This is a genomic window from Halobacterium rubrum (genome assembly GCF_021729015.1).
Classification (GTDB): Archaea; Halobacteriota; Halobacteria; order Halobacteriales; family Halobacteriaceae; genus Halobacterium; species Halobacterium rubrum.
The window spans coordinates 749072-774574 of the sequence record NZ_JAJQQZ010000001.1; the positions used below are offsets into that span (position 1 = coordinate 749072).

The 25503-nt window shown below is 70.3% G+C and carries 27 protein-coding genes; 20 read left to right on the forward strand and 7 right to left on the reverse strand.

Annotation, left to right across the window (positions count from 1 at the left end):
• Positions 1 to 162: 162 nt before the first annotated feature.
• Positions 163 to 900, forward strand: coding sequence for a hypothetical protein (locus LT971_RS04075; protein ID WP_272904695.1), 738 nt, complete (start codon positions 163 to 165; stop codon positions 898 to 900).
• Between the two features lie 27 nt (positions 901 to 927).
• Here LT971_RS04075 and pdxS read toward each other — a convergent pair whose 3' ends face one another.
• Positions 928 to 1836 carry a pyridoxal 5'-phosphate synthase lyase subunit PdxS gene (pdxS, locus tag LT971_RS04080; RefSeq protein WP_237005575.1) on the reverse strand — a complete coding sequence of 303 codons (909 nt, stop codon included), beginning with the start codon at positions 1834 to 1836 and terminating at the stop codon, positions 928 to 930.
• A gap of 138 nt (positions 1837 to 1974) precedes the next feature.
• On the opposite strand from pdxS, the gene LT971_RS04085 reads away from it, so the two are divergent.
• From LT971_RS04085 to LT971_RS04095, 3 genes are all read left to right on the forward strand, one after another.
• Positions 1975 to 3801: a formate/nitrite transporter family protein gene (locus LT971_RS04085; RefSeq protein WP_237005576.1), complete on the forward strand. Its 1827-nt coding sequence runs from the start codon at positions 1975 to 1977 to the stop codon at positions 3799 to 3801.
• 102 nt (positions 3802 to 3903) lie between these two features.
• A complete protein-coding gene (locus LT971_RS04090) occupies positions 3904 to 4602 on the forward strand; it encodes a DUF1405 domain-containing protein (RefSeq protein ID WP_237005577.1) in 699 nt (232 codons plus the stop codon).
• A 45-nt stretch (positions 4603 to 4647) separates the two neighbouring features.
• A complete protein-coding gene (locus tag LT971_RS04095; protein WP_237005578.1) occupies positions 4648 to 5703 on the forward strand; it encodes an enolase-like domain-containing protein in 1056 nt (351 codons plus the stop codon).
• A 21-nt stretch (positions 5704 to 5724) separates the two neighbouring features.
• Here the strand turns inward: LT971_RS04095 and LT971_RS04100 are convergent, their stop codons facing one another.
• Together LT971_RS04100 and LT971_RS04105 are read right to left on the reverse strand one after the other, a co-directional pair.
• Positions 5725 to 6084: a DsrE family protein gene (locus tag LT971_RS04100; protein WP_237005579.1), complete on the reverse strand. Its 360-nt coding sequence runs from the start codon at positions 6082 to 6084 to the stop codon at positions 5725 to 5727.
• Positions 6085 to 6149: 65 nt separating this feature from the next.
• Positions 6150 to 7046, reverse strand: coding sequence for an HFX_2341 family transcriptional regulator (locus tag LT971_RS04105; RefSeq protein WP_237005580.1), 897 nt, complete (start codon positions 7044 to 7046; stop codon positions 6150 to 6152).
• An 89-nt stretch (positions 7047 to 7135) separates the two neighbouring features.
• Between LT971_RS04105 and LT971_RS04110 the strand changes: the two genes are divergently transcribed.
• Positions 7136 to 7420, forward strand: coding sequence for a winged helix DNA-binding protein (locus LT971_RS04110; protein ID WP_237005581.1), 285 nt, complete (start codon positions 7136 to 7138; stop codon positions 7418 to 7420).
• Between the two features lies 1 nt (position 7421).
• On the opposite strand, the gene LT971_RS04115 is transcribed toward LT971_RS04110, so the two are convergent.
• Positions 7422 to 8918 carry a sodium:solute symporter family protein gene (locus LT971_RS04115; protein WP_237005582.1) on the reverse strand — a complete coding sequence of 499 codons (1497 nt, stop codon included), beginning with the start codon at positions 8916 to 8918 and terminating at the stop codon, positions 7422 to 7424.
• Positions 8915 to 9127, reverse strand: a complete 213-nt coding sequence (locus tag LT971_RS04120) for a DUF3311 domain-containing protein (RefSeq protein WP_237005583.1) — start codon at positions 9125 to 9127, stop codon at positions 8915 to 8917. The genes LT971_RS04115 and LT971_RS04120 overlap by 4 nt, the downstream gene beginning before the upstream one ends.
• Positions 9128 to 9280: 153 nt before the next feature.
• On the opposite strand from LT971_RS04120, the gene dnaG reads away from it, so the two are divergent.
• Positions 9281 to 10657, forward strand: a complete 1377-nt coding sequence (gene dnaG / locus LT971_RS04125; RefSeq protein ID WP_237005584.1) for a DNA primase DnaG — start codon at positions 9281 to 9283, stop codon at positions 10655 to 10657.
• A 33-nt stretch (positions 10658 to 10690) separates the two neighbouring features.
• Here the strand turns inward: dnaG and LT971_RS04130 are convergent, their stop codons facing one another.
• The gene (locus LT971_RS04130; protein WP_237005585.1) at positions 10691 to 12013 is read right to left on the reverse strand and encodes a DUF92 domain-containing protein; all 1323 of its coding nucleotides are present in this window, start codon (positions 12011 to 12013) and stop codon (positions 10691 to 10693) included.
• A gap of 88 nt (positions 12014 to 12101) precedes the next feature.
• On the opposite strand from LT971_RS04130, the gene LT971_RS04135 reads away from it, so the two are divergent.
• The gene (locus LT971_RS04135; protein ID WP_237005586.1) at positions 12102 to 12710 is read left to right on the forward strand and encodes an undecaprenyl diphosphate synthase family protein; all 609 of its coding nucleotides are present in this window, start codon (positions 12102 to 12104) and stop codon (positions 12708 to 12710) included.
• 214 nt (positions 12711 to 12924) lie between these two features.
• Complete coding sequence (locus LT971_RS04140) at positions 12925 to 14556, forward strand: sensor histidine kinase (protein ID WP_237005587.1); 1632 nt, start codon at positions 12925 to 12927, stop codon at positions 14554 to 14556.
• A gap of 41 nt (positions 14557 to 14597) precedes the next feature.
• On the opposite strand, the gene uppS is transcribed toward LT971_RS04140, so the two are convergent.
• Positions 14598 to 15506 carry a polyprenyl diphosphate synthase gene (gene uppS, locus LT971_RS04145; protein WP_237005588.1) on the reverse strand — a complete coding sequence of 303 codons (909 nt, stop codon included), beginning with the start codon at positions 15504 to 15506 and terminating at the stop codon, positions 14598 to 14600.
• A gap of 173 nt (positions 15507 to 15679) precedes the next feature.
• On the opposite strand from uppS, the gene LT971_RS04150 reads away from it, so the two are divergent.
• The 12 genes from LT971_RS04150 (at position 15680) to LT971_RS04205 (ending at position 25503) form a co-directional block, all read left to right on the forward strand.
• A complete protein-coding gene (locus tag LT971_RS04150) occupies positions 15680 to 16096 on the forward strand; it encodes a DUF5778 family protein (protein ID WP_237005589.1) in 417 nt (138 codons plus the stop codon).
• A 63-nt stretch (positions 16097 to 16159) separates the two neighbouring features.
• The gene (gene ahbB, locus LT971_RS04155) at positions 16160 to 17212 is read left to right on the forward strand and encodes a siroheme decarboxylase subunit beta (RefSeq protein WP_237005590.1); all 1053 of its coding nucleotides are present in this window, start codon (positions 16160 to 16162) and stop codon (positions 17210 to 17212) included.
• Positions 17213 to 17218: 6 nt separating this feature from the next.
• On the forward strand, positions 17219 to 17902 hold the full coding sequence (locus LT971_RS04160; RefSeq protein ID WP_237005591.1) for a precorrin-2 dehydrogenase/sirohydrochlorin ferrochelatase family protein: 684 nt from the start codon (positions 17219 to 17221) through the stop codon (positions 17900 to 17902).
• On the forward strand, positions 17899 to 19209 hold the full coding sequence (gene hemA, locus LT971_RS04165) for a glutamyl-tRNA reductase (protein WP_237005592.1): 1311 nt from the start codon (positions 17899 to 17901) through the stop codon (positions 19207 to 19209). The genes LT971_RS04160 and hemA overlap by 4 nt, the downstream gene beginning before the upstream one ends.
• A 131-nt stretch (positions 19210 to 19340) precedes the next feature.
• Complete coding sequence (locus tag LT971_RS04170; protein ID WP_237005593.1) at positions 19341 to 19616, forward strand: 4a-hydroxytetrahydrobiopterin dehydratase; 276 nt, start codon at positions 19341 to 19343, stop codon at positions 19614 to 19616.
• Between the two features lie 3 nt (positions 19617 to 19619).
• A complete protein-coding gene (lwrS, locus tag LT971_RS04175; protein WP_237005594.1) occupies positions 19620 to 19988 on the forward strand; it encodes an LWR-salt protein in 369 nt (122 codons plus the stop codon).
• Positions 19989 to 20033: 45 nt separating this feature from the next.
• Positions 20034 to 20684, forward strand: a complete 651-nt coding sequence (locus LT971_RS04180; protein ID WP_237005595.1) for an HAD family hydrolase — start codon at positions 20034 to 20036, stop codon at positions 20682 to 20684.
• Positions 20685 to 21057: 373 nt separating this feature from the next.
• Positions 21058 to 21408 carry an Hsp20/alpha crystallin family protein gene (locus LT971_RS04185; RefSeq protein ID WP_237005596.1) on the forward strand — a complete coding sequence of 117 codons (351 nt, stop codon included), beginning with the start codon at positions 21058 to 21060 and terminating at the stop codon, positions 21406 to 21408.
• 3 nt (positions 21409 to 21411) lie between these two features.
• Complete coding sequence (locus LT971_RS04190; protein WP_237005597.1) at positions 21412 to 23079, forward strand: ABC1 kinase family protein; 1668 nt, start codon at positions 21412 to 21414, stop codon at positions 23077 to 23079.
• 62 nt (positions 23080 to 23141) lie between these two features.
• Positions 23142 to 23912 carry a creatininase family protein gene (locus tag LT971_RS04195; protein ID WP_237005598.1) on the forward strand — a complete coding sequence of 257 codons (771 nt, stop codon included), beginning with the start codon at positions 23142 to 23144 and terminating at the stop codon, positions 23910 to 23912.
• Between the two features lie 82 nt (positions 23913 to 23994).
• Complete coding sequence (locus tag LT971_RS04200; protein WP_237005599.1) at positions 23995 to 25068, forward strand: aminotransferase class I/II-fold pyridoxal phosphate-dependent enzyme; 1074 nt, start codon at positions 23995 to 23997, stop codon at positions 25066 to 25068.
• Positions 25069 to 25119: 51 nt separating this feature from the next.
• Entirely contained in the window at positions 25120 to 25503 is a 384-nt protein-coding gene (locus tag LT971_RS04205) for a translation initiation factor IF-5A (protein WP_237005600.1), read from the forward strand.

A 25503-nucleotide genomic window follows, 5' to 3' on the forward strand; every position in this document is an offset into this window, starting at 1 on the left:
GGCCGACCGACCGGGCCGCTTCGCCCCGCTGGGGAAACCGTTATGTGGGCCGCACAGAGTCCTGGCCACGTGGCGTCGAATACGTCTGACAGGTCCGAACGAGGACACGAACGGACGGTAGCGGGCGGACAGACAGACACGGTACTGGGCACCATCGCCGGGCTGGCCCGGCGCGCGAACCCGGCGTTCGCCGCGGGCGTCGTCCTCGTCCCGCTGGCGCTGCTCGGCTACGCTGCCACGGTCGGCGGCCAGCAGCTCCACACCTACGTCCACGTGATGACGGGCGTGCTCTGGACGGGCGTCGACGTGTTCATGGCGGCAGCGCTCGGCCCCGCCGTCGGCGGACTCGACGTCGAGGACCGCGCGAAGTTCTTCCGCCGACTCACCCCGAAGACGGCGTTCCTGCTGCCGTCGATGGCGGCGGTCACCATCGCGGGCGGCATCACGCTCGCGCTCCGCATCGACGGCCTGTTCTCGCACGCCCACGTCTGGCTGGCCATCTTCACCGCCGCCGCGCTCGTTCCGACGCTCCTCCTGATCGGCCACCAGTTCGACGCCTTCGGCGACTGGCGCTGGCAGGCGTGGTTCGGCGTCGTCCTCCTCGGCAGCGGCGCCTACCTCGCGACCACCCTCCCGACCTTCGGGTGGACCGAGCCGGTGTTCGTCGTCGCGCTCGCCGTCGTCGCGGTGCTGAACGTCCTCGGGTTCGGCGTGCTGATGCCCGGCGAAGTCCGGATGTACCGGGAGATGACCTCGGAGGACCCCGACGAACAGGTGATCGCCGACATCGGCATGCGGAACGCGAAACTCGGCGGCGTTCAGGGCGCCTTCCAGCTGGTCGTCGTCGCGACGATGGTGCTGATTCGCTGGCGCGTCCTCCGCTTCGACGCGCTCCTCTAGAAGGTGGCGTCCGGGTTCGCTGCCCGGTCAGTTCCCGCGGCCCTGCATCTGCTCGTCCTCGGCCAGGTCGGCGTTCGGGTCGCCCTTCATGCCCGCACCGATGTTCGACGAGATCTCGGCGAGGCGCTCGGGGTCGTCCCAGTTGTTCACGGCGTCCACGACGGCGCGGCCCATCGCCTCGGGGTCCTCTGCGCCGAAGATGCCGGAGCCCACGAAGATGCCGTCGCAGCCGTGGTGCATCATCAGCGCCGCGTCCGCCGGCGTCGCGATGCCGCCCGCGGCGAAGTTCACGACCGGTAGCCGCCCCATCTCGGCCGTCTCGTGGACGAGCTCGCGGGGCGCCTCGTGCTTCCGGGCCCACATGTCCCGCTCCTCGTAGCTCATGCCCTCGAGTTTGCGGATGGCGGACTTGATGTTGCGCTGGTGGTGGACGGCCTGATTCACGTCGCCAGTACCGGCCTCGCCCTTCGTGCGGATCATCGCCGCGCCCTCGTCGATGCGCCGCAGCGCCTCACCGAGGTTCCGCGCGCCGCACACGAACGGCGCCGTGAACTCGCGCTTGTCGATGTGGTACTCGTCGTCGGCGGGCGTCAGTACCTCGCTCTCGTCGATCATGTCCGCGCCGACCGCCTGCAGAATCTCGGCCTCTTTCCGGTGGCCGATGCGGGACTTCCCCATCACCGGGATGGAGACCTCGTCGATGACGCCTTCGAGGCTCGACGGGTCGGCCATCCGCGCGACGCCGCCGCGCTTCCGGATGTCGGCCGGCACGGCCTCGAGGTTCATCACGGCGACCGCACCGACGTCCTCCGCGATGCGCGCCTGCTCGCGGTTCACCACGTCCATGATGACGCCGCCCTTCTGCATCTTCGCGAACCCGCGTTTCACCAGTTCGCTGCCGCGCCGCAGTTCCTCGAGGTCGGTCTCGGTGGCCATACCTGATTGTTGGTTTCCCGCCGCTTAACTGGGGCGGTTGCGGCACGGCCCGGGCACGACCCGACGACGGGCCGGCTGGCTGCTGGCGCACTCCGCTGAACCGAACGCTCTTACCCTCGGCCCGTGGTACGCCCGACAATGAGAAGCGACGAAGTCCGGGACGACACCGCCAGCGACGACGAGGCGACGGAGCTCCGGGACGCCGTCGAGCGGTCGCGAAGCGGCGCGCCCGCGGTCGGGTCGGTCGTCCGTGACCGATTCACCTCCGACGAGATCTTCCAGCGCATCATCGCCGCCGCCGACGAGGAGATCACGTCCGGGAGCCGCGAACTGTTCTTCAGCGCGCTCGCCGCCGGGTTCGCCATCACCATCACGTTCATGCTGTACGTGTCGCTGACGGCGTCGACCGGCGGCGACCCCGTGTTGAGCGCGCTGCTGTACCCGCTGGGGTTCATCTACATCATCATCGGCGGCTACCAGCTGTACACCGAGAACACGCTGCCGCCGGTCGCGCTCACGCTCGAACGGCTGGCGAGCGTCCCCGCCCTGCTGCGGAACTGGACGGTCGTGCTCGCCGGGAACTTCGCCGGCGGCGCGCTCGGCGCGCTCGCGCTCGCTTACGGCGGCGTCATCTCGCCGGAGGCGGCCGCGGTCGCTGTCTCCCTCGGCGAGAAGGGCGTCGCCACCGCGTGGTGGAGCCTGTTTGCGAAGGCGGCGTTCGCGGGGCTCATCGTCGCCGGCGTCGTCTGGGTGGAGTACGCCGCCCGCGACACAATCTCGCGGCTCGTCGTCGTCTACATCGCGTTCCTCGCCATCCCGCTCGGCGGGCTCTACCACTCCGTCGTCTCCTTCACGGAGATGGTCTACCTTGTCCTGCAGGGGGACCTCCTGATCGCCACCGGGCTGTACGAGTTCGTGCTCCCGGTGTTGCTCGGGAACACCATCGGCGGCGTCGTCCTCGTCACCGTCGTCAACTACTTCCAGACGACCGAGCACCGGCTGGCGTCCGCGCGCTTCGAGGGCGCCGACCGCCAGCTCTCGGTGCGCGAGTGGCTGTTCGGCGGGCTCGCCGGGCGGTCCTACGTTCCCCTCATCGACACCGCCGAACTCGAGGGCGGCGACGACGAGTACCGGGTCGTCGTCCCCATCTCGAACCCCCGGACGGAGTCCCGGCTCGTGGAACTGGCGTGCACGCTGGCCTCCCGGAAGGCCGGCGCCGTCGTCCACGTCGTCCACATCGTCCAGATGCCCGACCGCACCCCTCGTGGGTACGACCTCGACCAGCGCCAGCGCATCGTCGAGAACTCCGAGGAACTGCTCGCGGACATGCCGTCGGTCGCCGCCGACTACGACGTCGGCTGCGAGACCTCGACCGTCGTCTCCCACCGGTCGTTCCAGGAGCTGTTCGACGTCGCGGAGCGCGAGCGCGCCGACCTCGTCGTGATGGGGTGGGGCGAGGACCGCCTCTGGTCGAACGGTCGCGCGGAGCGCCCGCTGGACGAACTCACGAACAGCCTCCCCGCCGACGTGCTCGTGTTCCGGGACCGCGGCCTCGACGCCTCCCGCATCCTCGTCCCGGTCGCGGACAACGCCCACGCCGACCTGAACGCCGAGGTGGCGCGTGCGCTCCGCGAGACCGCCGGCTCCGAAGTTACGCTGCTCCGGGTCGCCCCCGACCCCGGCGGCCGCGACGAGGCCCGACAGTTCCTCGAACAGTGGGCAGCCGAACACGATCTCGAAGACGCCAGCATCGTCGTCGACGACTCCGGCGACGTCGAGGGCGCCATCGCCGGCCACTTCGACGACCACACGATGCTGCTGGTCGGCGCGACCGAACAGGGCCTGCTCTCCCGGCTGCTCACCGACTCCCTGCACTTCGACGTGGTCACCGAGTTCGACGGCTCCGTCGTGCTCGCCGAAGCCGCGACCGCCCGGAGCCTCCGCCGGCGCATCTTCGGCCGGTGAGCCACGGCGTGCTCCCGGTGTAGCCGGTGACCGAACGCCGCGGCGACGCCGCCCGGGACCGCAAGCGATATGCGCCGACCGCGTGACCGACGCCACGTACCGATGTCGACTCGCGACGCCCCGGCCGCCGAGACGACGCCGCCCGGCGACGACGGCCTCCCCTGGTACGTCGCCCCGCTCCCGACGTGGCTGGAGGACCTCGCGCTCCGGCTGGCGTGGGTCATCGCCGCCGTCAACTTCGCCGGCACCGCCTTCGGGTTCTGGTACTACCGCTTCCAGCTCGCCGACACGCCGCTGGCGGCGTGGGTGCTCGTTCCCGACAGCCCGGTCGCCACGCTGTTCATCGCGCTGTCGCTGACGGCGTACAAGCTCGACTGGGAGGCGGACTGGCTGCACGCGCTGGCGTTCTTCGGCTGCCTCAAGCTCGGGCTGTGGACGCCGTTCGTCCAGCTGGTCGTGAACGGGCAGGGCGCGCTCTGGTGGGGGATGTACTGGTTCCTCGTCGTCAGTCACTTCGGGATGGCCGTCGAGGCGTTCGTCATCCACCGGTACGCCACCTTCTCGCTGCCGGCGGTCGGCGTGGCGCTGGCGTGGTACGGCGGCAACGACCTCGTGGACTACTTCCTGCGCGTCCTCGACGGCCCACACCACACCGCGCTGCGCGCCGAACTCGGCGCCGGTGCGGCCAGACACTCCCTGTACGCCCACGACCTCGCGGCGGCCTGCGCGGTCGCGCTCACGATGCTCGCGACGTTCCTCGCCCTCGCGACGCGCGTCTCGTACCTGCAGCGAGCCGACTGACCGTTCGCGCCGCCACTTTTGTCGGTCGCCCACGTCGGGTGACACATGTTCGACGCCGTCGCCGACCTCCCGCTGACCGTCGAGTCCGTTACCCTCGACCGCCACGCCCGCCAGACGCCCGCGTTCGAGCGCGTCTCGACGGTCGTCTCGCTCTCGGGCGGCGGCCACACCGGCCGCGGCGAGGACGTCACCTACGAGACCGAGCACCACGACGACCTCGCCGAGTGGGCTGCCGACCGGCCCGAGGGCGCCGCCTTCGACCTCACCGGCGAGCGCACGTTCGCCGAGTTCTCGGCCCTGCTGGACGACACGGAGCTCTGGCCGACCGGCGGCCCGGAGCGCGCAGACTTCCGGGACTACCGCCGCTGGGGGTTCGAGGCCGCCGCGCTCGACCTGGCGCTGCGGCAGGCCGGCGAGACGCTCGCCGACCGCCTCGACGCCAGCCACGACCCCGTGCAGTTCGTCGCCAGCAGCCGCCTCCCCGACGGCGACACCGACCGGGTCGAGGCGCTGCTGGAGCGCTACCCGGACGTCGAACTCAAACTCGACCCGACCTCGGAGTGGCCCGACGCTACCTTCGACTACCTCCGGGAGACCGGCGCCGTCCGCATCCTCGACCTCAAGGGCGCCTACGAGGGCACCGACGTCGACCAGGCGCCCGACCCCGGCCTCTACGAGCGCGTCTTCGAGGGATTCCCTGAGGCCGTCGTCGAGGACCCCGCCGTCTCCGAGGAGACCCGCGAAGTCGTCGAGGCGCACGCCGACCGCGTCTCCTGGGACGCCCCCATACACAGCCTCGACGACGTCCACGCACAGCCGGTGACTCCCGAGTGGCTGAACGTCAAGCCCTCGCGGTTCGGCACGGTCGCGTCGCTGTTCGAGACCATCGAGTGGTGTCGCGAACACGACGTCACGATGTACGGCGGCGGCCAGTTCGAACTCGCCGTCGGCCGCGGCCAGATCCAGGAGCTCGCCTCGCTGTGCTACGCCGACGGCCCCAACGACGTCGCGCCGCGGGAGTTCAACGAACCGACGCTGCCCGACGACCTGCCCCGGAGCCCGATTCCGGTCCCCGAGGACCACGTCGGCTTCGGCTTCTGACTGCGGCCGCGAGCCCCGCGCTCAGGGGAGTTTGAGGAAGTTCGCACCGTGCTGCTGAGCGCGCAACACCTCCGCCACCCCGGAGCCGATGACCTCGACGCCGTCGGCGAGGTTGTCGACGTCGTAGTCGAAGCGCTCCAGCGAGTTCCCGCAGACCTTCACGGCGACGCCAGCCTCGGCCATCTGGGTGACGCTCGCCGCCTCCGGCGCCGACGCCAGCAGGAACCGCACGGCCGGCCCGTTGACGACGACCTGAATCTGTTCCGGCCGGGTCTCCACGGAGTCGTCCCGCACGAGGTGCGCGAGGTTCCGCAGCGCCATCTGCCAGCCGCTCGCCTCGTCGGTCGTGACGTGGACGACGACGCCGTGAGGGGCGTTCATGCACCCACCGTGTTCGACTACCGCAACAAAACGCTGTGGGTCGTGTCACCGCCTGCGACGGCCGCCTAGTCGCCGTTCTGGTGGGCACGCACCCAGAGCTCGCCGATGCGGGAGAGCCGCGTCCGGTAGGACTTCCCGTGCTCCTCGCGCTCGACGTACCCCTTTCCGCCGGGGCCGAGCTTGTCCACCGTGTACGTGACCTTCGACCGGAAGCTGTCCGTGTACTCCTCGTTGAGGTCGTCGGCGAGCGCCGACGCCAGCTCGCTGACGGACTCGAACTCGCCGTGCTCGCCGAGCGTGAACAGGATGAGCTCCTCGAACGGCTTGACGTTCGAGAACGACGCCACCGGCAGCTCGACGATGTGGCTGCCGCCGACCTCCTTAGCACCGATTGTCGTCCCGCGTTCGTCGAACTCCGCCAGCAGGTCGCGGGCGGCCGACAGCTGCTCCCCGACCGCGTCCTCGTCGACGTCGCCGTCCGCGACCGACTCCAGCAGGTCGGCGCTGGCCCGGAGCTCCTCCGCCAGCTCCGTCTCGAGGTACTTCTCGGGCGCCGTGTAGTACGTGTGGATGCGGTCGCGGTCCTCCGGCCGCTCGACCATGATGGAGTGGGCCGCCGTCGCGAACGCGAACGAGACGGTGCGGGGCATCGACGCGATGTTCACCCAGACCTCGCCCTCCGGGTCGGCCTCGAGGACGTCCTCGATGAGGTCGAACGCCTGCTCGAAGGCGGCGTCGTAGTCGTAGACGTCGACGACCGAGACGCGCTCGGTCTCCGCGCCCAGCAGGTTCCGGAAGTCCTGCTCGAGCTTCTCGGAGATGCGCTGGCTGTACTCCACGTTCGCCTGACTCCCCACCGCTCCCTCCAGGAGAATCACGCGGTCGACCTGTAGCTGCTCGCGCACCAGCGGCGCGATGAGCCGGTCGTAGTCGAACCCGACCGGGACGACGTGCGTCTGCATACTCCCGGCTTGGGGGAGGGCGGGTAAAATGCCTGTGCGTGTCGGCCAACACCGCCAGCAGTAACACCATCGCCCCCGAAGCGTCGGGTATGAGCAAGTGGCTGGAGTCCGGGCTGCGGCGGGACGTCTGCGTCGTCGTTGCGGGCGAGGGCGACCCGACCCAGCAGTCGGTGAAGCGTGCCGTCGAGCGGAAGAACGACGACCGTATCGAGCCCAAGCGGTTCAACGGCGCCGTCCAGAAGCTGGAGTCGGCGGGCATCGTCGAGCGCGAACAGGACGGCCTCCACGACCGGCTGCTGTTGACCGACGCCGGCGAACGGCGGCTCAAGGAGCACCACGAGTGGGTGGCCGAGTACCTCGGCGACGACGACTAGGTCAGTCCGCGCGGAGCGCGTCGACGTAGGCGGCCGGGTCCTCGGTTGTGTCGGGGGTCGTCACGGCGGAGACGCCGACCGTGAGCACGAGCCCGAGGACGAGGCCGACGACCTGCGCGAACCACCCGAAGTACGACGACGCGACGACCGGGACGCCGCCGAGGGTGACCGTCGGCCCGAAGACGGTCGCGAGGTAGAACGCCTGCGTGCCGGCGATGCCCGCGAACATGCCCGCTTTCGTGGTGCGGCGCCAGTACATCGCGAGCGCGACCGGCGGCGCGAGCTGGGCGAACCCACCGAATGCGGTCGACCCGACTTCCAGCAGGCTGCCGGGCCGCAGGAGGCTGCCGCCGAACGCGGCGACGGCGAAGACGGCGACGCCGACCCGACCGAGGACGTCTTCGCGGCGCTCGGAGGCCTCGCTGTTCACGAACGGCCGGTAGATGTCCCGGGTGAAGTACGACGACCCCGACAGCAGCATCGAGTCGCTGGAGGACATCATCGCGGCGAGCGCGCCGGCGACGACGAGCGCGGCGAACCAGCCGGGCGTGTACTCGTTCAGCAGGATGGGGACGATGTTCTCGCCCTCCGGCAGCGGGAGGCCGACGCCGTTGGCCCACGCACCCATGAGGAACGCCGGAACGAACAGGAGGACGACCAGCAGCGGCCAGATGGCGAACGTACGCTTGAGGGTGCGTTCGGAGTCGGCGACGAAGAAGCGCTGGTTCACCTGCGGGAACATCGAGACGCCGACGGCGATGCCGATTGCCTGCGAGAGCATCCACTGCGGGGAGTACGCGCCGCCGCCGAGCGCGCGGAACTCGGCGGGCATCGCGCCGGCGAGGCCGCCGCCGCCGCTGCCAGCGATTTCGGTGGCGACCCAGAGGAAGGCCACCCACGTGATGCCGAGCATGAACACGCCCTGGAGGGTGTCCGTCCACGCGACGCCGCGCATCCCCGAGATGCCGACGTAGACGACCATGAAGAGGGTGATGAGACCGGCGCCCGCCCAGTAGGGGACGGCGCCGCCGGTGAGGCCGACGAGGGCTTCGCCGGCGCCGATCTGCTGGAGCATCACGTAGGGGAACAGCCAGAAGATGCTGACGCCGGCGACCAGCCCCCGGAGCCCCCGGGAGCCGAAGCGGTCGCCGAGCATCTCGCCGAGCGTGACGTAGCCGTTCTCCTTGCCGAGCAGCCACTGGCGGTAGCCCAGGAAGTACCACAGCAGGCCGAAGAGCACGCCGTCCATCAGACCCATGACGAGAATCCACTCGGGGCCGTTGGCGTAGGCGATGTTCGGGCCGGCGAAGAACGTGAACGCCGACAGCAGCGTCGCGAACGTCGTGAACAGGAGGACGCCCGTGCCGAGGCCCCGTCCCGCGAGGTAGTAGTCCTCGGCGCTGCGGTCGGTGACGCGGTAGGCGACGAGACCGACCGCCAGCGCCACGAGCATGTAGGCGGTGACGACCCCGAGTTCCAGCAGCGTACCGCCGGTCATCGCCGGTCGACCTCCACGAACATGCCCCAGTCGCGGCGGGCGAACGCGGCGAACGCGACGGCGGTGACGCCCATCCAGGCGACGTGCCACCACAGCCAGACCGGCAGGCCGGCGACGAGCGTGTCGCTGCGCCAGAGGAACCACGGGATGGCGAGTGCAAGCAGGACGGCGAAGCAGGCCGCCCACGCGAGTGCGCTCCGAGACACCATACTGTCACCGTGTCTGTCCGTTCACCGGTTAAGTGTTGGTATTGGTGTCGTACCGCGCCTGTTGTAGAGAAATTTTCTCGGAAGAGCGTGGTCCGTCGCTCCCACGACAGGTATTTGGCGGGCGCGTTCCTACCAGAACACAACAACGTACCGATGGAGGACACCGCCAAGTACCTGATTCACGCGGACTTCGTCGTCGACGGCGTCGTCGAACGCAGCGACGTCGTCGGCGCCGCGTTCGGGCAGACGGAGGGCCTGCTCGGCGACGACCTCGCCATCCCGGACCTGCAGGACTCCGCGAAGCTCGGACGCATCGACGTCTCCGTGGAGAGCGAAGGCGGGCAGTCTTTCGGCCACATCACCATCGCGTCCAGTCTCGACCAGGTCGAGACGGCGACGCTCGCGGCAGCCCTCGAAGCCGTCGAGCGCATCGGCCCCTGCCGGGCGGACGTCGAAGTCGAACGCATCGAGGACGTCCGGGCGGCCAAGCGCCGGGAGGTCGTCGACCGCGCGAAGGAACTGCTCGCGAACGCCTTCGACGAGGGCGCCATCGACTCCGACGACATCCTCGAAGAGGTCCGGGAGAGCGTGCGCGTCGAGGACGTCACCGAGTACGCCGGCTACCCGGCCGGCCCGAACGTCGCGTCCAGCGACGCCGTCGTGGTCGTGGAGGGCCGCGCGGACGTCGTGACGCTGCTGGGGTACGGCATCAAGAACGCCGTCGCCGTCGAGGGCACGAACGTCCCCGCCGAGGTGGCGGCGCTCACCCGGGAGAAGACGGCGACGGCGTTCCTCGACGGGGACCGCGGCGGCGACATGATTCTGCGGGAACTCCAGCAGACCGGCGACCTCGACTTCGTCGCTCGCGCTCCCGAGAACGAGTCTGTCGAGGATCTCTCCCGGTCGGCCGTGGACACCGCGCTGCGCGGGAAGACGCCGGCGTCGGCCGCGCAGCAACTCGGCAGGAGCGAGGCGGCCGGCGACGACGCGAGTGAGACCGCGACCGCCGCCACCGACGGCAGCGCCACGCCCGCGCCGGACTCGACGTCGGATTCCGGCGCCACCCCGCCGGCGGAGCCGGGGACGGACGCCGCAACCCCAACCGAAGCGACGTCGGCACCGGAGCCCGGAGGGCGTCAGGCCGACGAGTCTGCGACCGGCGACGACACTCCTGGAGACAGCGACGACATCGCTGACGGCGACGGGGCTGGTGAGACGGTGCCAGAACAGCAGGGCGTCGAGGCGCCGAAGGCGCTCGGCGACCACGTCCACGAGGTCGTCGGCGGCGGCACCGTCCGGCTACTCGACGACGACCTCTCGGTCGTCCGCGAGTCGCCCGCCGACCGGGCCTTCGCGGCGCTCGAGGACGCCGACGTGACGCCGACCGCCGTCGTCGTCGACGGCATGGTCACGCAGCGCCTGCTCGACCTCGCCGCCCAGCGCGGCGTCGCGTCGCTGGTCGGCACGGCGACCGGCCAGTTCGTGAAACAGCCCGTCGGCACGCGCGTCCACACGGCCGACGACTTCTGAAGAACACTCGACCGGCGCCGCCGGTGGGGACGGTCAGGCGAGGCCGACGGCGAGCGCGAGCAGGCCACCAGCCACGCCGCCGGTGAGCGTTGCGAGGAAGTTCACGCCCTGGTTGCCGAGCCGGTCACCCTCGATGGTCGCCCCGGCGACGCTGTCGGCGGTCATGCCGACGACGCCCGCGCCGACGACGGCGCCCGCGCCCAGTGCACCGAGGTCGAAGACGACGACCGACAGCGCCGCGATGACGGCCGCGCCGGCGAGCCCGGCGACTTCCCCCTGCCAGGTGACGGCGCCGTCGGTCCCCGGCTCCACGCGCTCGAATGTCGTCACGAGCCGGGGCTCGTCGAACAGACCGCCGAGCTCCGAGGACAGCGTGTCCGCCAGCGCCGTCGCCACGCTCCCGGCGTACGCGAACAGGAACGCGACGTCCGAGAACGGCACGTGGGCGTGCGCGGCGTACAGCAGTAACGCGATGAGCGCGGCGGCGGAGTTCCCGAGGACGTTCCCGGTCCCGCGGGCACCGTCGTTGGGCTCCGCGACGCCGCGCTCGGCCTTGCGCTCGTACTTGAACTTCGTGGAGAGGCTGCCGACGGCGAAGAACGCGACGAGCACGACGAACCAGCCGTAGCCGCCGAGCACGACGGCCAGCAGGCCGAGGAAGACGCCCGTGAGCATCCCCGCCACGGAGGTCGCGCCGAGCGCTCTGGACACCCACCCGAACGCCGAGGTGACGACGAGCGCGACGGCGACGCGCTCCCACGCGACGGCCGCCGGCACCTCCGACAGCGGCGCGAGCACGGCGAACAGCCACAGCAACAGGGCGACCGTCGCGAGCAGCAGGGGGTCGTCGCGCGCGACGAAGAACGTCCGCATGATGCCCGCGAGCAGCGCCGCGCTCGCCGCGACGAACACCATCTGGGGGTAGTTCGGGGTGCCGCCCGTGAGCGAAGTGACCGCCGCCTGCCCGCCGAAGGCGGCGACGCCGGCCACCACGACGAAGCCGACCATCGAGAGCGTACGGTTCTCCCGCACCTGCAGGACGAGTCTGCGGCCGAGGTCGCCGTACCCGACGACGAGCACGGACGCGACGAACACGCCGGCGGGCACGTCGAATATCGGCACGAGGAGCCCGACGCCGGCGGCGGACAGCGCGAACGCGATGAGCGTCCTGAGTCGCTGCTCGCGGCGGTCCTGAGCGGTCGAGAACACCTCGAACAGCCAGCCGTCGGTGACGACGGCGCCCAGGACCGCGACGACCGCGAACGGCACCGCGGCTGCCTGGCCCAGCAGGGGGGCCGCGAGGGACAGCGTCGCCACCAGCGCGAAGGCCAGGGCACGCCGCAGACTCCAATTCACGTCTGCCTCCGATTTGCCGCCCCCGCACTTAACTTCCCCGAAGCCGCGACCCGCAACGTTTTGGACGGCGGCGGGCGTCGGTCCCGACGTGGGCCTCTACGACTACTACCTCGCTGCCCGGGTTCGTCGCCACCCCGCCGACGGCCCCGACCACGTCGCGGTCGTCATCACCGAACGGGACCTCCTGGAGGCCGGCGCCTACGACACGCTCGCGGCGTTCTACGGCTGGGCGTTCGACCACGGCGCCGAGCGCGTCACCGTCTACGTCAGCGTCCTCGACGCCGCCGCCGTGCCGACGCTCGAACGAGAGCTCGCGAACGTCGACGCCCCCCGGGAGGTCGCCGTCCGGGGGCCCGAAGACGACGAGCGCGCCGACGCCCCGATTCAGGTGAGCGTCGGCCACGGCGGCAAACACGAGTTCGCGACTGCCGTCCAGAACGTCGCCGAGGCCGTCGACGCCGGCGACCTCGACCCCGGCGACGTCGACGAGGACGTCGTCGAGTCCGAGCTCGTCTTCCCCGCCGAACCCGACCTCGTCATCAAAACCGGCGCCGAGCGCCTCTCGGACTTCATGATCTGGCAGTCCGTCTACTCGGAGCTGTACTTCACGGACGTGAACTGGCGGGACTTCCGCAAACGAGACTACCTGCGGGCGGTGCTGGACTACCAGAATCGGCAGCGGCGGTTCGGCCGCTGAACAGGGCGAGGCGTGGGCCGCTGGGCCTTCGATTTCGGGTGGTCCGGTCGGCAGGCCGACCCTCGTCGGTTCGTCGACGGGAACCCGGGCGGGAGGCCGACCCTCGTCGGTTCGTCGACGGGAACCCGGGCGGGAGGCCGGACTGGGCGCGTCTCCGACTCGCCGCAGTCCAGTGGCCATGCTTAACACGTAACCGACGTTTTGGTCCGTGTACATGGCGTTCGGTCCCACCTCGCTCCAGTCGGTCGCCGCTGCGAGCCCGTTCCTCCTCGCCGGCCTCGGCGCCGCCTGGCTCGCGGTCCACGTGTACCGACAGCGCGGTGGGTCGTCGGCCGACGTGTACACCGACCTCTGGCGGTCCTTCCTCGCAGTCTGTCTCACGTTCGCGCTGGGGTTCACTGGGTCCGGCCTGAGTCGGCTCCTGTCCGGTGAACTGCGGGTCGTCGCCGCCGTCGTGGCGTTCCTGTCGGTGCTGCCGTGGGCGGTGTTCGCGCTGTACTTCGTCGGACGCGGCAGCCTCGTCACCCGCGGGCGCATCGCCGTCGCCGTGGGCCTGCTCGTGTTGTTCGTGCTCACGGTGTTCCCCGGCGTGTTCTCCGGCGACTCCGCCGGCGAGCTGTCAGCTGCGTTCCTCGTGGTCGCCGCTGTGCTCACGCTCGTCGCCCCTGCGACGGTGTTCGCCGTCTCGGGTCTGGCGGTGCTGTCGGCGTACCGGCACCGCTCCCTGTCGACGCTCAACGGCGTCGTCGTGTCGCTGCCGGCACTGCTGGTCATCGTCGCCGTCCAGATGACGCGGGCGTCTACCCCGCAGCTCAACCAGGTGGTGTTGGCCGCGATGGCGGTTCTGGTCACGTGCACGCTCGGCGTCCTCGTGACTCGGTTCGACGTCCTCCGGAGCCGTGCGGGAATCGGGACACTCGGCGACAGGACCGTCATCCGGGAGCTGAACGAGGCGGTCGTCACGGTGGAGCGAAACGGCTCGCTCGCCCGCGTGAACGAGACGGCGAGCGCGCTGTTCGGTTCGAAGCTCGACAGCACGCCGTTCGTGGACATCGTCGGGCACGAGGTGTCTGCGCTCGCCGACCGTAACACGGTCGAGTGCTGGACCGAGCGCGGCCGCCGACAGTTCGACCCCCGGGTCCAGGAGCTGACGAACGAACACGGCGAGGTCCTCGGCCACACGGTCACCCTGATCGACGTCACGGACCGCGAAATCAGGCGCCAGCGGATCGAGGTCCTGAACCGGATCTTCCGGCACAACATCCGGAACAGCCTCGACGTCATCACCGCCAACGCGGAAGCCGTCGCCGACGACGCGCGGTCGGAGCCGATCCTCGAGACGGCGGCGACCATCGAGGAACTGGGTGCGGACGCGCGCCGAATCGAGGACCTGATGCGACGGTCGCACGGGCAGCGAGCCGACACCGACCTGTCGACCGTCGTCGCGTCCGTCACCGAGACGGTCCGGGAGCGCTTCCCGGAGGCGTGCGTGTCGGTCGACCTCCCCGACCGGTCGGTCACCACCGACGGCGAACTCTTCCGGTTCGCACTCCGGAACGTCGTCGAGAACGCAGTCGTCCACAACGACGGCGACAGCCCTCGCGTCGACGTTCGCGGCAGCGAGACCGATGCAGGCGTCCGCGTGGTCGTCGCAGACGACGGTCCCGGCATCCCGGACGCCGAGCGGTCGGTCATCGAGGAGCAGACCGAGTCACCGCAAGCACACGCCAGTAGCCTCGGTCTCTGGGGGACGAACTGGGCGGTCACGCAACTGGGCGGCGACCTGTCGTTCGCCGACAGCGACCTCGGTGGAACGGCAGTCACGATAGAACTCCCGGTGCGGTGACGAACCGCCACCGGGGCCGTCTCAGGCCGTGGCCGGACAGGTCAGTCCGCTGACTGCCCCTCGCCGTCGACGTCCTCCGGCGGGTCCGGGAGCGCGCCCTTGAAGCGGTCGAAGATGCGGCGGGCGTCCTTGACCTCCGACCCGAGCGCGCGGACGAGCGCCAGCGACCGCTCGGCGCGCGTCCGTCGCCACGACGCCTCCCGGGACTCGTAGGTGCGCACCGCGCGCAGGAAGTCGACTTTCGAGAACTCCGGCCAGTACGGTGTGCAGAAGAACACGGCGGCCTCGCTGCCGTTGGCGTGCCACGGCAGGAAGTTCGAGGTGCGTTCGTCGCCGCCCGTGCGGATGATGAGGTCGACGTCCTGCACGGGGCTGGTGTGCAGCCGCGATTCGACGGCCTCGAAGTCCACGTCTGTGGGGTCGAGGTCGCCGTCGTCGACTGCCTCGGCAACCCCCCGGGCGGCGGTGAGCAGTTCGTCGCGGCCGCCGTACGCGAGCGCGACGTTCAGCGCGAATCCGTCGTAGCCGGCGGTCCGCGACTCGGCGTACCGGACGGCGTCCTGCACGCGCTCGGGCAGCCGGTCGGTGTCGCCGATGGCGCGAATCCGCACGCGCTCGTCGTGGACGCGGTCGGCGTCCGCGAACTCCCGGAGCTTGTCCTCCAGCAGGTCGAAGAGGTGTTCCTGCTGCTCGCGGGGCCGCTCGAAGTTCTCCGTGGAGAACGCGTACAGCGTGAGTTCCTCGACGCCGAGTTCGGCACACCAGTCCAGCACCTGCTCGGTGGTCTGGGCGCCGGACTGGTAGCCGTCGGTCGGCTCGTCGCCCTGCTCGCGGGCGTACCGCCGGTTCCCGTCCTGGATGACCGCGACGTGGGCCGGCGCGCCGTCTATCTCCCGGGAGAGCACGCGCTCGTAGACGGTGCTCGCGGCGTCCCACAGGCGGTCTCGCATCACCGGAGACGACAACACTCTCACGTATCAGCCTTCTGTTCGCGCCGGTCTCGCGCGCAACCCCCGACTGCAGTCCAGGCTGTCGCCGCCGCTCCCGAACGAGTTCGGGCTACTGGCGGGCTCTCGGACGGGCAATCGCCACACGTAAGCCGGCGAGCCGAGACCGTTCTGGTATGAGCGAGACGGCGCACGCAGACCTGTACCGGGAGACGGTCGAACTCCTGCGGCCGGGCGACATCGAGCTGGCCGGCGCGGTCATCCACACGACCTACGACAGCGACGAGGAGAGCAAGCTCCACCAGCTCACGCTCGACGCCGGCCGCGCCGTCGCCGACCACACCGAGAAGGGCGACACCTACGTGTACTCGGGCAACGACAGCGACGAGTTCGGCGTGAACCAGCACCAGGGCCTGACGCTGGACGACGACGAGTTCGTCTGGGAGTGCCAGCAGCTCCGTCGCGACGACGAGTTCGTGGTGGTGCTGTACTGGGAGGTCACCGGCGACGACGACGCCGTCGTCGCGGACATCGCGGCCGTCGACGGCGTCGAGGAGGCGGTCGCGGTCACCGAGGACGGCTTCGACGCGTAGCCACTTCCAGCGAGTTGGGAGGCAGTCGGGCTGTTTATTGGGCGTGACTCCCGAGACGGTGGTATGGATATCGGGGACCTAGACGACCGGGACCGTGCCGTCCTGAACGCGTTTCAGGGTGGCTTTCCGGTCGTGCAGCGACCGTTCGAGCCCGCAGCGCAGGCGCTCCGGTCGCGAGGGGTCGAGATGAGCGGCGACGAACTGCTCGACCGCGTCCGGACGCTGGACGAGGAGGGCGTGTTGACGCGGTTCGGCGCGCTCATCAACGCCGAAGAGATCGGGGGAGCGGCGTCGCTGGTGGCGATGCACGCCCCGGAGAGCCGCTTCGACGAGATCGCGGAGACGGTCAACGACGTCCGGGCGGTCGCGCACAACTACGAGCGCGAACACCCCCACCTGAACATGTGGTTCGTCGTCTCCGTCGCGGACCGGGACGTCGAGGACGTGCTCGCCGAAATCGAGGAGCAGACCGGCCAGGAGACGTACAACCTCCCGAAACAGCAGGAGTTCCGCGTGGAGGCGAAGTTCCTCGTCGACGGCCCCGTCTCGGACGGCGACGTGGACCTCTCGCACCTCGGGCCGACGCCGGAGCCGACGGACCGCGACACCCTCACGGCCGCCGAGCGCGACCTCGTCGTCGCCGTGCAGGACGGTCTGCCGGTCGTGGAGACGCCGTTCCGCGCGGTCGCCGACGACATCGGCCGCGACCCGGAGTGGGTCGTGGAGACGCTGCGGCGGTTCAACGAGGAGGGGAAGGTGCGGCGCGTCGGCGTCATCCCGAACCACTACGCGCTTGGGTACACGGAGAACGGGATGACCGTCTGGGACGTCCCCGACGACGTCGTCGGTGAGGTCGGGCCGGCCGTGGCGAGCCTGGACTTCGTGACGCACTGCTACGAGCGGCCGCGCCACGACGGCGTCTGGGAGTACAACTTCTTCGCGATGACGCACGGCCGCAGCGAACAAGAGAGCGCAGAGCGCGTCGAGCAGGTGCGCGACGTGATGGACGAGTACTGGGAGGTCGGCGACGACGACTGGGACACCCTGTTCTCGACGAGCATCCTGAAGAAGACGGGCATCCGACTGGACGAACGGGCGGACGCGAACACGGCCTGAGACACCATGATACCGCTGGTCCACGACTTCCGCGGCGAGTCGGTGCTGGTGGTCGGCGGCGGCAGCGTCGGCGCCCGGAAAGCCCGCCGGTTCGCCCGGGAGGCGGACGTGACCGTGCTGTCGCCGGCGTTCGCCGACCGGGAGTTCGGTGACGTCGAGCTCGTCCGGGCAGCGCCCGAGCCGGACGCGGCCGAGGAGTGGGTCGCTCGAGTCGACCCCGCGCTGGTCGTCGCGGCGACCGACGACGCCGACGTGAACGCGGCGTTCGCGGCGGCGGCCCGGGACGCCGGCGCGCTCGTGAACCGCGCCGACGAGTCGACGGCCGGCGACGGGGACGCTGCCGGCAACCGCGGCGCCGACAGCGTCGTGGTGCCGGCGACGGCGGGCGCCGACCCCGTCACAATCGCCGTCTCCACGGGCGGCCACAGCCCCGCGCTCTCGAAGTACCTCCGCGAGGAGATCGAGTCGGAGTTCGCGGGCGCCGGCGGCATGGCCGAGCTCACCGCCGACCTCCGCGACGACCTGCGGGCGACCGACCTGTCGCCCGCCGACCGCCGCGATGCGGTACGGGCTGTCGTGCGCTCGGAGCCGGTTTGGAAGGCTTTACGTACCGGAACTGCCAACCCTCGAAAGAGAGCCGAGGCCGCCGTCGCGCGCGCCCTCGGCGGGGAAGTAGATTGGTCGACATGAACGGAAACACTGGTGTCGTCTCCGGCGTCCGCGTCTCGCACGAGACGGCCTCACTCGACGAGCTGGCTGCCGCGAGCGCCGCGTCCACGGAGGCGGCGCTGGACGCGCTGCTGGAGCAGCCGCCCGTCGAGGAGGCGTTCGTGCTCCAGACGTGTCACCGCGTGGAAGCCTACGTCGTGACCGCAGACCAGGCGTCCGGCCGGCGGGCACTGAGGGCGGCCGGCTTCGACCCGGCTGGCGCGGGTGCGGTGTCGATGGGTCACGAGGAGAGCCTGCGACACATGCTGCGGGTGGCGGCCGGACTCGAGTCGCTCGTGGTCGGCGAGGACCAGATCCTCGGCCAGCTCCGGGACGCCTACGACGCCGCGAAGGACGCCGGCGGCATCGACCGCGTGTTCCGGGAGGCCGTGACGAAGGCGATGCACGTCGGCGAGCGCGCCCGCACCGAAACCGCCATCAACGAGGGTGCGACCTCGCTGGGCACGGCGGCGGTGCGGCTCGCCGAGCGGAAGACCCGCCTCGAGGATGCTCGCGCGCTGGTCGTCGGTGCCGGCGAGATGGGGGCGCTGGCGGCGAAGGCGTTCGCGAGCGCGGACGTGGCGGAAGTCGTGGTGGCGAACCGGACGCCGGAGCGCGCCGACCGGGTCGCCGAGGGCGTGGACGCGCGGACCGAGACGACAGACCTCGCCGACGCTCGCGGCCGTCTGGACGCGGCCGACGTGGTGGTGGCGGCGACCAGCAGCCCCGAGCACGTGCTGCCGGCGAGCGCGTTCGCGGACGCGGGCGAGACCGTCGTCGTCGACCTCGCACAGCCCCGGGACGTCGCGCCGGCCGCGGGCACGCACGACGCGGTCTCGATCCACGACCTCGACGACCTCGAGGCGGTGACGGCGGCCACCCGGGAGCGCCGCGAGGACGCCGCTCGTGAGGTCGAAGCGATGATCGAAGAGGAGTTCGAGCGGCTGCTCGCGCAGTACAAGCGCAAGCGCGCCGACGAGGTCATCGCCCGGATGTACGAGAGCGCCGACCGCCTGAAGAGCCGGGAGGTACAGACCGCGGTCCAGCGCCTGGAGGCCGAACGCGGCGAAGACCTCTCGGAAGACGACCGCGAGGTCCTGGAGTCGATGGCGGACGCGCTGGTGAGCCAGCTGCTGGCGGCGCCGACGCGCAGCCTGCGTGACGCCGCCGCCGAGGACGACTGGTCGACCATCGCGACCGCACTGGAGCTGTTCGACCCGGACTTCGAGGACGGGATGCCGTTCGACGTGCCGCCGAGCGAGCCGGCGTCCGCCGAGTCCGAGGACTGACGCCGCCGCGTCTCGCGTTCTGCCGTGCTACAGTCGCCGTCGAGTAGCGTCGCCGCTGTGGGTGCCCGCAGCGGGCTGCCGTGGGGTGGCTGGCGACTAGGATTATGAGGCTGGCCGCCCTCGCCCGTAGTATGTCCGAGGTTCTGGACGACGACACCATCGAGTCCCGGCTGCCCGAACACTGGTCGCTGGACGGCGAGGAGATCGTCCGCGTCTACGAGTTCGACGACTACCTGACGGGCGTGGCGTTCGCGTCCGAGGTCGGGGAACTCGCCGACGAACAGTTCCACCACCCCGAGATCCGGGTCCGGTACGACGAGGTCGAAGTGCGGTTCACGAACCACGAGGCCGGGGGCGTCACCGAGCAGGACGTCGAGATGGCCGAGCGAACCGACGCGCTCCGGTAGGCGATGGAGGCGGCGTACGTGTTCGCGGTGCGGTTCCGGCTCGACCCCGGGATGGGTGTGTCGGTGAGCCCGGCGGCGTTCGAGACGCGGCTCCGCCGGCCTGCCGACGAGCCCGGGGAGCCGGGCTGGCTGTTCTTCCGGGACAACCTCTGGCGGGGCGACCTCGCGGACCCGGAGGGGTTCCGGGAGCTGACGGCGGACGCTCTCGGGGTCCCGGTCGAGTCCGTCGAATACCGCGCGCTGGAGACCGACCGCGAGTACTACGACGCGCTCAAGTCGGCCATCGGCGACGACCTCGCGGCGTTCAACGCCGACGGCGTCGACGAAGTGCTCTCGAAGTACCTCGGGAGCTCCGTGGAAGTCACCGGCTAACCCCGCAAAATTCTTGCCCGACCCGCCCTTACTCGTCGTTCCCCCATGTCCCCGCCCGCCGACTACGACGTCTGGCTGTTCGACTTCGACGGGACGCTCGTGGACACCGAGTGGGCCTACACCCGGGAGGTGTTCGACCGGGTCGGCGACCGGCTCGGCCGCGAGTTCGCCGACCGCGAGGCCGAAATCCTCTGGCACGGCCTCGGCGGCAGCCGCGACGTCCACCTCCGGAACTGGGGCGTCGACCCCGAGTCGTTCTGGCCGGCGTTCCACGCCGTCGAAGACCCGACCGAGCGCGCCGAAGCCACCTACCTCTACGACGACGCCGCTCGCGTCGCCGACCTCGACGAGCCGACCGGCGTCGTCACGCACTGCGCGGAGTTCCTCGCCGACCCCATCATCGACCACCTCGACGTCGGCGACTGGTTCGACGTCGTCCTGTGCTGTGACGACGACACCGGCTGGAAGCCCGACCCGCGCCCCATCGAACTCGCGCTCGCCGACGTCGGCGCCGCCCCCGGCGCTCGCGGCGTGTACGCGGGCGACGCAGCCAGCGACGTCGGCGCCGCGAAGAACGCCGGGCTGGACGCCGTCCACGTCGAGCGCCACGACCCCGCGAAGCGGGGCCAGTGCGTGCTCGGCGACCACCGCGTCACCTCCTTCGACGGCCTCTTCGACGGCGGGGTCTCCCGCTAACTGGCGTTAATCGGGGTGAATCCGGCGTCAGGGAGTCGGCCGTTCAATACCCTGGCGGTCCTCGACTGATTCGGCGGCGAACGACTCGCCGCCTGTCAGGGCACAGGGCTACGGGCGCATCCGGTCGGGGCTGCTCCCCTCCAGCCGCCGACTACCGGGCCGCGCGTCACCGGGCTCCGAGCGGGCGCGCGGCCTCGTCTCTCCGGTGGGTCCGCGGGCACGCCACACTCCTTCCCGCATCTCTCCCACTCCACGTTCCACCCCTTCCGCTGTATCTCACCGCTGACCGCCGCCCCGGCCCTCGCCGGGTCACGGACGGCGGCCCGTGCCGGGACCACCGGCTTTAACGCTCCGCCGTCCCAACTGGCGGTACATGTCCCGCTTGCGCGAAGCGCTGGGGAACTTGCCCGACGCCGTGTTCGTCGACGTCCACGAGCGTGACGACGCCTACCTGTACGTCGTCGACGTCGCCGGCGTCACGCCCGCCGACGTGGACGTGCGCGTGACCGGGCGATCGGTCGTCGTCGACGCCCACCGCCGGAAGTCGGTTCCGGACGGTTTCGACTACCGCCGAGAGGACCGGTCGCTGTTCCTCGACATCGAGTTGCCGCTCCCGATGGACGCCACAGACGACGGCGCGGAAGCGTCGGTCGCCGACGGCGTCCTGGAAGTGCGACTCCCGAAGCACAGCGGCCCCGGGAAGCGCGTGCCGGTCGAGGGGTGACCGGTGGCGGTACTCAGGTCGTACCGGCGGTTCGTCGTCGTCGTCTGGCAGTTCCTCCCGCTGCTGTGGGGGTGGGCGCGTGACCGGCGTCGCTTCCTGCTGTTCGGCGGGAGCCGCAGCGTCACCACTGACGTCCGCCGGGAGCGCGCGCAGATCCTGCTCGAGTCACTGCTGACGCTCGGCCCGACGTTCATCAAGCTCGGGCAGCTGCTGTCGACGCGCCCCGACGTGCTGCCGCCGGAGTACATCGAGGTGCTGACGGAGCTCCAGGACCGCGTGCCACCGGCGGACTGGGACGAGGCGAAGACGGTCATCGAGGACGAACTCGGGCCGGTCGACGAGGTGTTCGACGACTTCGACCGGGAGTCCATCAGCGGCGCGAGCCTCGGCCAGGTGTACACGGCCGAGGTCGACGGCGAACCGGTCGCCGTGAAGATCCGGCGGCCGGGCATCGAGGAGCTCGTGGAGGCGGACCTCCGGGTCATCCGGTGGTCGATACCCATCGTCGTGCGGTTCGTCGGCGAAGGCCAGGCGTTCAGCCTCGGGAACCTCGCCGACGAGTTCTCGAAGACCATCCGGGAGGAGATGGACTACGCCCGCGAGGGCCGGATGCTCCAGGAGATTCGAGGGAACTTCGCCGACAATTCCGACATCGTGATTCCCCGCGTGTACGAGGACTACTCGGACGCTCGCGTGCTCACGATGCAGTACATCGCCGGGACGAAGATCTCGAACGTCTCGGAGCTCGAGGAACGCGACATCGACCGCTCGGAGGTCGCCGAGACCCTCGAACGGGCGTACCTCCAGATGATCATCGAGGACGGCGTGTTCCACGCGGACCCGCACCCGGGGAACCTCGCCGTGCAGGACGACGGCAGCATCGTGTTCTACGACTTCGGGATGAGCGGCCGCGTGGACTCGTTCATCCAGGACAAGATCGTGGACTTCTACATCGGCGTGGCGAACCAGGACATCGACGGGATTCTGGACGCGCTCATCGAGATGGGGACGCTGTCCCCGGAGGCCGACCGCGCAGTGATGGCGGACGTGATGGAGCTGGCCATCCAGGACGCCCGCGGCGAGGACATCGAGACGTACCGCGTCCAGCAGATCATCGGCAAAGTCGAGGACACCATCTACGAGTTCCCGCTGCGGCTGCCCCCGAACCTCGCGCTCGTGTTGCGCGTCGCGACGGTCGTCGAGGGCGTCTGTGTCACCCTCGACCCGGACTTCGACTTCATCACGGTCGCGACGGACTACCTCACGGAGCAGGGGTACCGCGAGGAGTCCATCCGGCAGTTCGTGCAGGGGACCGCCGAGGACTTCCAGGCGGCGGCGACGTCGGCCGTCCGGGTGCCGCCGAAACTGGAGAGCGCGCTGGACAGAGTGGAGCGCGAGGACCTCCACGTGCGGGCGGACCTCGAGGACAGCAACCACGTCATCGACAAGCTGGGCCGTCGGGTCGTGCTCGGGCTGGTGCTGGCGACGAGCGTGCCGACGACGGCGTTCCTCTACGTGTCCGCGGACCTCGCGGCCACTGGCGTGTCGGCGGCGTTCACGACTTCTATCGCGCTGGCGCTGTACCGGTCGTTCCGCGAGAAGAAGAGTCTGCAGGCGAGCCCGCAGTTCACGCGCCAGAACCTCCGGGAGCGAGAGGGCGGCCCGGAGTGACCGGCGCCGCCGACACCGCCGGTAGCGCTGGATTCTTGCCCGACGGGGCCCGCCAGTGACCCATGTACCTCGCCGACGAAGCGTGGCCCGAACTTGGTGAGTACTTCGCCGAGGAGTCGCTGGCGCTCGTGCCGCTGGGGTCGACCGAGCAGCACGGCCCCCACCTGCCGGAGTCCACCGACCACCGCATCGCCGAGGCGTTCGCCCGCGAAGCCGCCGACCGCACCGGCTTCCTCTGCACGCCGACCGTCAACGTCGGCGTCAGTCCTCACCACCGCCAGTTCCCGGGGACGATGTCGGTCGACCCGCCAGAGTTCCGGGACTACGTGGAGTCGTTCACGCGGAACCTCGCGTCCCACGGCGTCGACCGCGTCGTGTACGTGAACGCCCACGGGGGGAACGTCCAGCACCTCCGCGAGGTCGGGCGGCGGCTGCGGGACGACGGCACCCTCTACGCCGTCGAGTGGATGTGGGACGAGTCCATCCCGGAGCTCGTCGACGACCTCTTCGCGCAGAACGGCCCGCACGGCGGCCCGAAGGAGACGTCGATGATGCAGTACCTCGACGGCGAGCACGTCCACGACGACCGCCTCGAAGAAGCGAGAGACGGCGGCGTGGCCAGCGTGGCGGACGCCGACACCGTCAAGCACGGCGCCCGGACCTTCTACGACGCCATCGACAACACGGACAACGGCGTGCTCGGCGACCAGACCGACGCCACCGCCGAGAAGGGCGAGCAGCTGTTCGAGGCCGCCAGCGACCAGCTCGTCCAGCTCTGCGAGTGGCTCGACGCCCAGGCGTTCGAGGACCTGCTGCCGAAAGAGCACGTGTAGCTGGGGGACTGGCCGTCGTCGACAGTGGCACCCGGACTGCCGGCGGCGTCCGAGTTATCCCGACCGGGCGCGAACCCGGCGTATGGACGCTCCCACCTTCGAGCTAGAGCGGTGGTTCGCCGAGGTCGAGGCCGGCGCGGACGTGATGCTCGCGGAGAGCGGCGTGCGCAGCCTGCCGGCGAGCGACTTCGACACCGACCCCGGAGAACTGGGGTACGTAATTCCGACGAACGGCGAGCCGGCTCTGCGGGCGGCCATCGGCGAGCGCTACGGCCGCTCGGCCGACGAGGTGGTGACCACGGTGGGGACCCAAGAGGCGAACTTCCTCGCGTTCCAGTCGCTGTTGTCGGCCGACAGCCACGCCGTCGTCGTCACGCCGACCTACGAGAGCCTGCACGCGATTCCCGACGCAATCTGCGACGTGACGCGGGTCGAACTCCAGGCGCCGGACTGGACGCTGAACGTCGACGCCGTCGCCGACGCAATCCGGCCGGACACCGACCTCGTCGTGCTGAACAACCCGAACAACCCGACGGGCCGCCAGCACGACGCGGCGACCGTCGAAGCGGTCTACGACCTCGCGGCGGACGCCGACGCCTACCTGCTCGGCGACGAGGTCTACCGACAGCTCTGCCCGGACCCCACGCCCGCCGTGGCGAGCCTCGGCGAGCACGGCATCAGCACCGCCGGGCTGTCGAAGTCCTACGGGCTGGCCGGCTGCCGCTTCGGCTGGCTCGCCGGCGCCGAGGACGTGGTCGAGGACGTCGAGGCGTGGAAAGACTACACGACCATCTCCCCCGGGAAGTTCGGCCACCACGTCGCCGAGCAGGTGTTCGGTGTCGGTGACTTCGAGTCTCGGGCGGGCGAGCTCCGGCAGGCGGCACTGGACCACGTCGCGACGAACGCCGAGATTACTGCGGAGTGGGCCGACGAGCACGGTCTCGGCTGGGACGACCCCGTGGGCTGCAACGTCCTGCTCGACGTTCCCGATGGCTTCGACGACTCGCGGGCGTTCTGCCGGGCGGTCGTCGACGAGGCGTCGGTCGTGCTCGCACCGGGGGCCTGCTTCGGGGTCGAGGGAACGTTCCGGCTCGGATTCGGACTGCCGACCGGGGAGCTCCGCGAGGGGCTGGAACGCGTGGGAGCCGTGCTCTAGCGCCGAGTCCGTTCCAAGAGGTTTATACTACGTAGGCGAGAATCCGGGAGCATGGCGAAAGAGCAGAAGGAAGTGCGTGACCTGCAGGAAGGCAACTACGTGATGATGGAGGACGCCGCCTGCCAGATCAACGCGTACAGCACCGCGAAGCCCGGCAAACACGGCAGTGCGAAGGCCCGAATCGAGGCCGAGGGCGTCTTCGACGGCAAGAAGCGGTCGCTCAGCCAGCCGGTCGACCAGAAGATCTACGTCCCGATCGTCGACCGCAAGCAGGGCCAGATCGTCTCGAAGGAGTCCGAGACCGTCGCGCAGGTCATGGACCTCGACACGTACGAGACGGTGACGATGCAGATCCCCGCCGAACTCGACATCCAGGCCGACGAGAACATCGAGTTCCTCGAGTTCGAGGGCCAGCGGAAGATCCTCCGGGACTGA

Coding starts and splice junctions, on each gene's coding strand:
- pdxS (WP_237005575.1), bottom strand. CDS start 1,836: ATGGCCACCGAGACCGACCTCGAGGAACTGCGGCGCGGCAGCGAACTG.
- LT971_RS04085 (WP_237005576.1), top strand. CDS start 1,975: ATGAGAAGCGACGAAGTCCGGGACGACACCGCCAGCGACGACGAGGCG.
- LT971_RS04090 (WP_237005577.1), top strand. CDS start 3,904: ATGTCGACTCGCGACGCCCCGGCCGCCGAGACGACGCCGCCCGGCGAC.
- LT971_RS04095 (WP_237005578.1), top strand. CDS start 4,648: ATGTTCGACGCCGTCGCCGACCTCCCGCTGACCGTCGAGTCCGTTACC.
- LT971_RS04100 (WP_237005579.1), bottom strand. CDS start 6,084: ATGAACGCCCCTCACGGCGTCGTCGTCCACGTCACGACCGACGAGGCG.
- LT971_RS04105 (WP_237005580.1), bottom strand. CDS start 7,046: ATGCAGACGCACGTCGTCCCGGTCGGGTTCGACTACGACCGGCTCATC.
- LT971_RS04110 (WP_237005581.1), top strand. CDS start 7,136: ATGAGCAAGTGGCTGGAGTCCGGGCTGCGGCGGGACGTCTGCGTCGTC.
- LT971_RS04115 (WP_237005582.1), bottom strand. CDS start 8,918: ATGACCGGCGGTACGCTGCTGGAACTCGGGGTCGTCACCGCCTACATG.
- LT971_RS04120 (WP_237005583.1), bottom strand. CDS start 9,127: ATGGTGTCTCGGAGCGCACTCGCGTGGGCGGCCTGCTTCGCCGTCCTG.
- dnaG (WP_237005584.1), top strand. CDS start 9,281: ATGGAGGACACCGCCAAGTACCTGATTCACGCGGACTTCGTCGTCGAC.
- LT971_RS04140 (WP_237005587.1), top strand. CDS start 12,925: ATGGCGTTCGGTCCCACCTCGCTCCAGTCGGTCGCCGCTGCGAGCCCG.
- uppS (WP_237005588.1), bottom strand. CDS start 15,506: ATGCGAGACCGCCTGTGGGACGCCGCGAGCACCGTCTACGAGCGCGTG.
- LT971_RS04150 (WP_237005589.1), top strand. CDS start 15,680: ATGAGCGAGACGGCGCACGCAGACCTGTACCGGGAGACGGTCGAACTC.
- ahbB (WP_237005590.1), top strand. CDS start 16,160: ATGGATATCGGGGACCTAGACGACCGGGACCGTGCCGTCCTGAACGCG.
- LT971_RS04160 (WP_237005591.1), top strand. CDS start 17,219: ATGATACCGCTGGTCCACGACTTCCGCGGCGAGTCGGTGCTGGTGGTC.
- hemA (WP_237005592.1), top strand. CDS start 17,899: ATGAACGGAAACACTGGTGTCGTCTCCGGCGTCCGCGTCTCGCACGAG.
- LT971_RS04170 (WP_237005593.1), top strand. CDS start 19,341: ATGTCCGAGGTTCTGGACGACGACACCATCGAGTCCCGGCTGCCCGAA.
- lwrS (WP_237005594.1), top strand. CDS start 19,620: ATGGAGGCGGCGTACGTGTTCGCGGTGCGGTTCCGGCTCGACCCCGGG.
- LT971_RS04180 (WP_237005595.1), top strand. CDS start 20,034: ATGTCCCCGCCCGCCGACTACGACGTCTGGCTGTTCGACTTCGACGGG.
- LT971_RS04185 (WP_237005596.1), top strand. CDS start 21,058: ATGTCCCGCTTGCGCGAAGCGCTGGGGAACTTGCCCGACGCCGTGTTC.
- LT971_RS04195 (WP_237005598.1), top strand. CDS start 23,142: ATGTACCTCGCCGACGAAGCGTGGCCCGAACTTGGTGAGTACTTCGCC.
- LT971_RS04200 (WP_237005599.1), top strand. CDS start 23,995: ATGGACGCTCCCACCTTCGAGCTAGAGCGGTGGTTCGCCGAGGTCGAG.
- LT971_RS04205 (WP_237005600.1), top strand. CDS start 25,120: ATGGCGAAAGAGCAGAAGGAAGTGCGTGACCTGCAGGAAGGCAACTAC.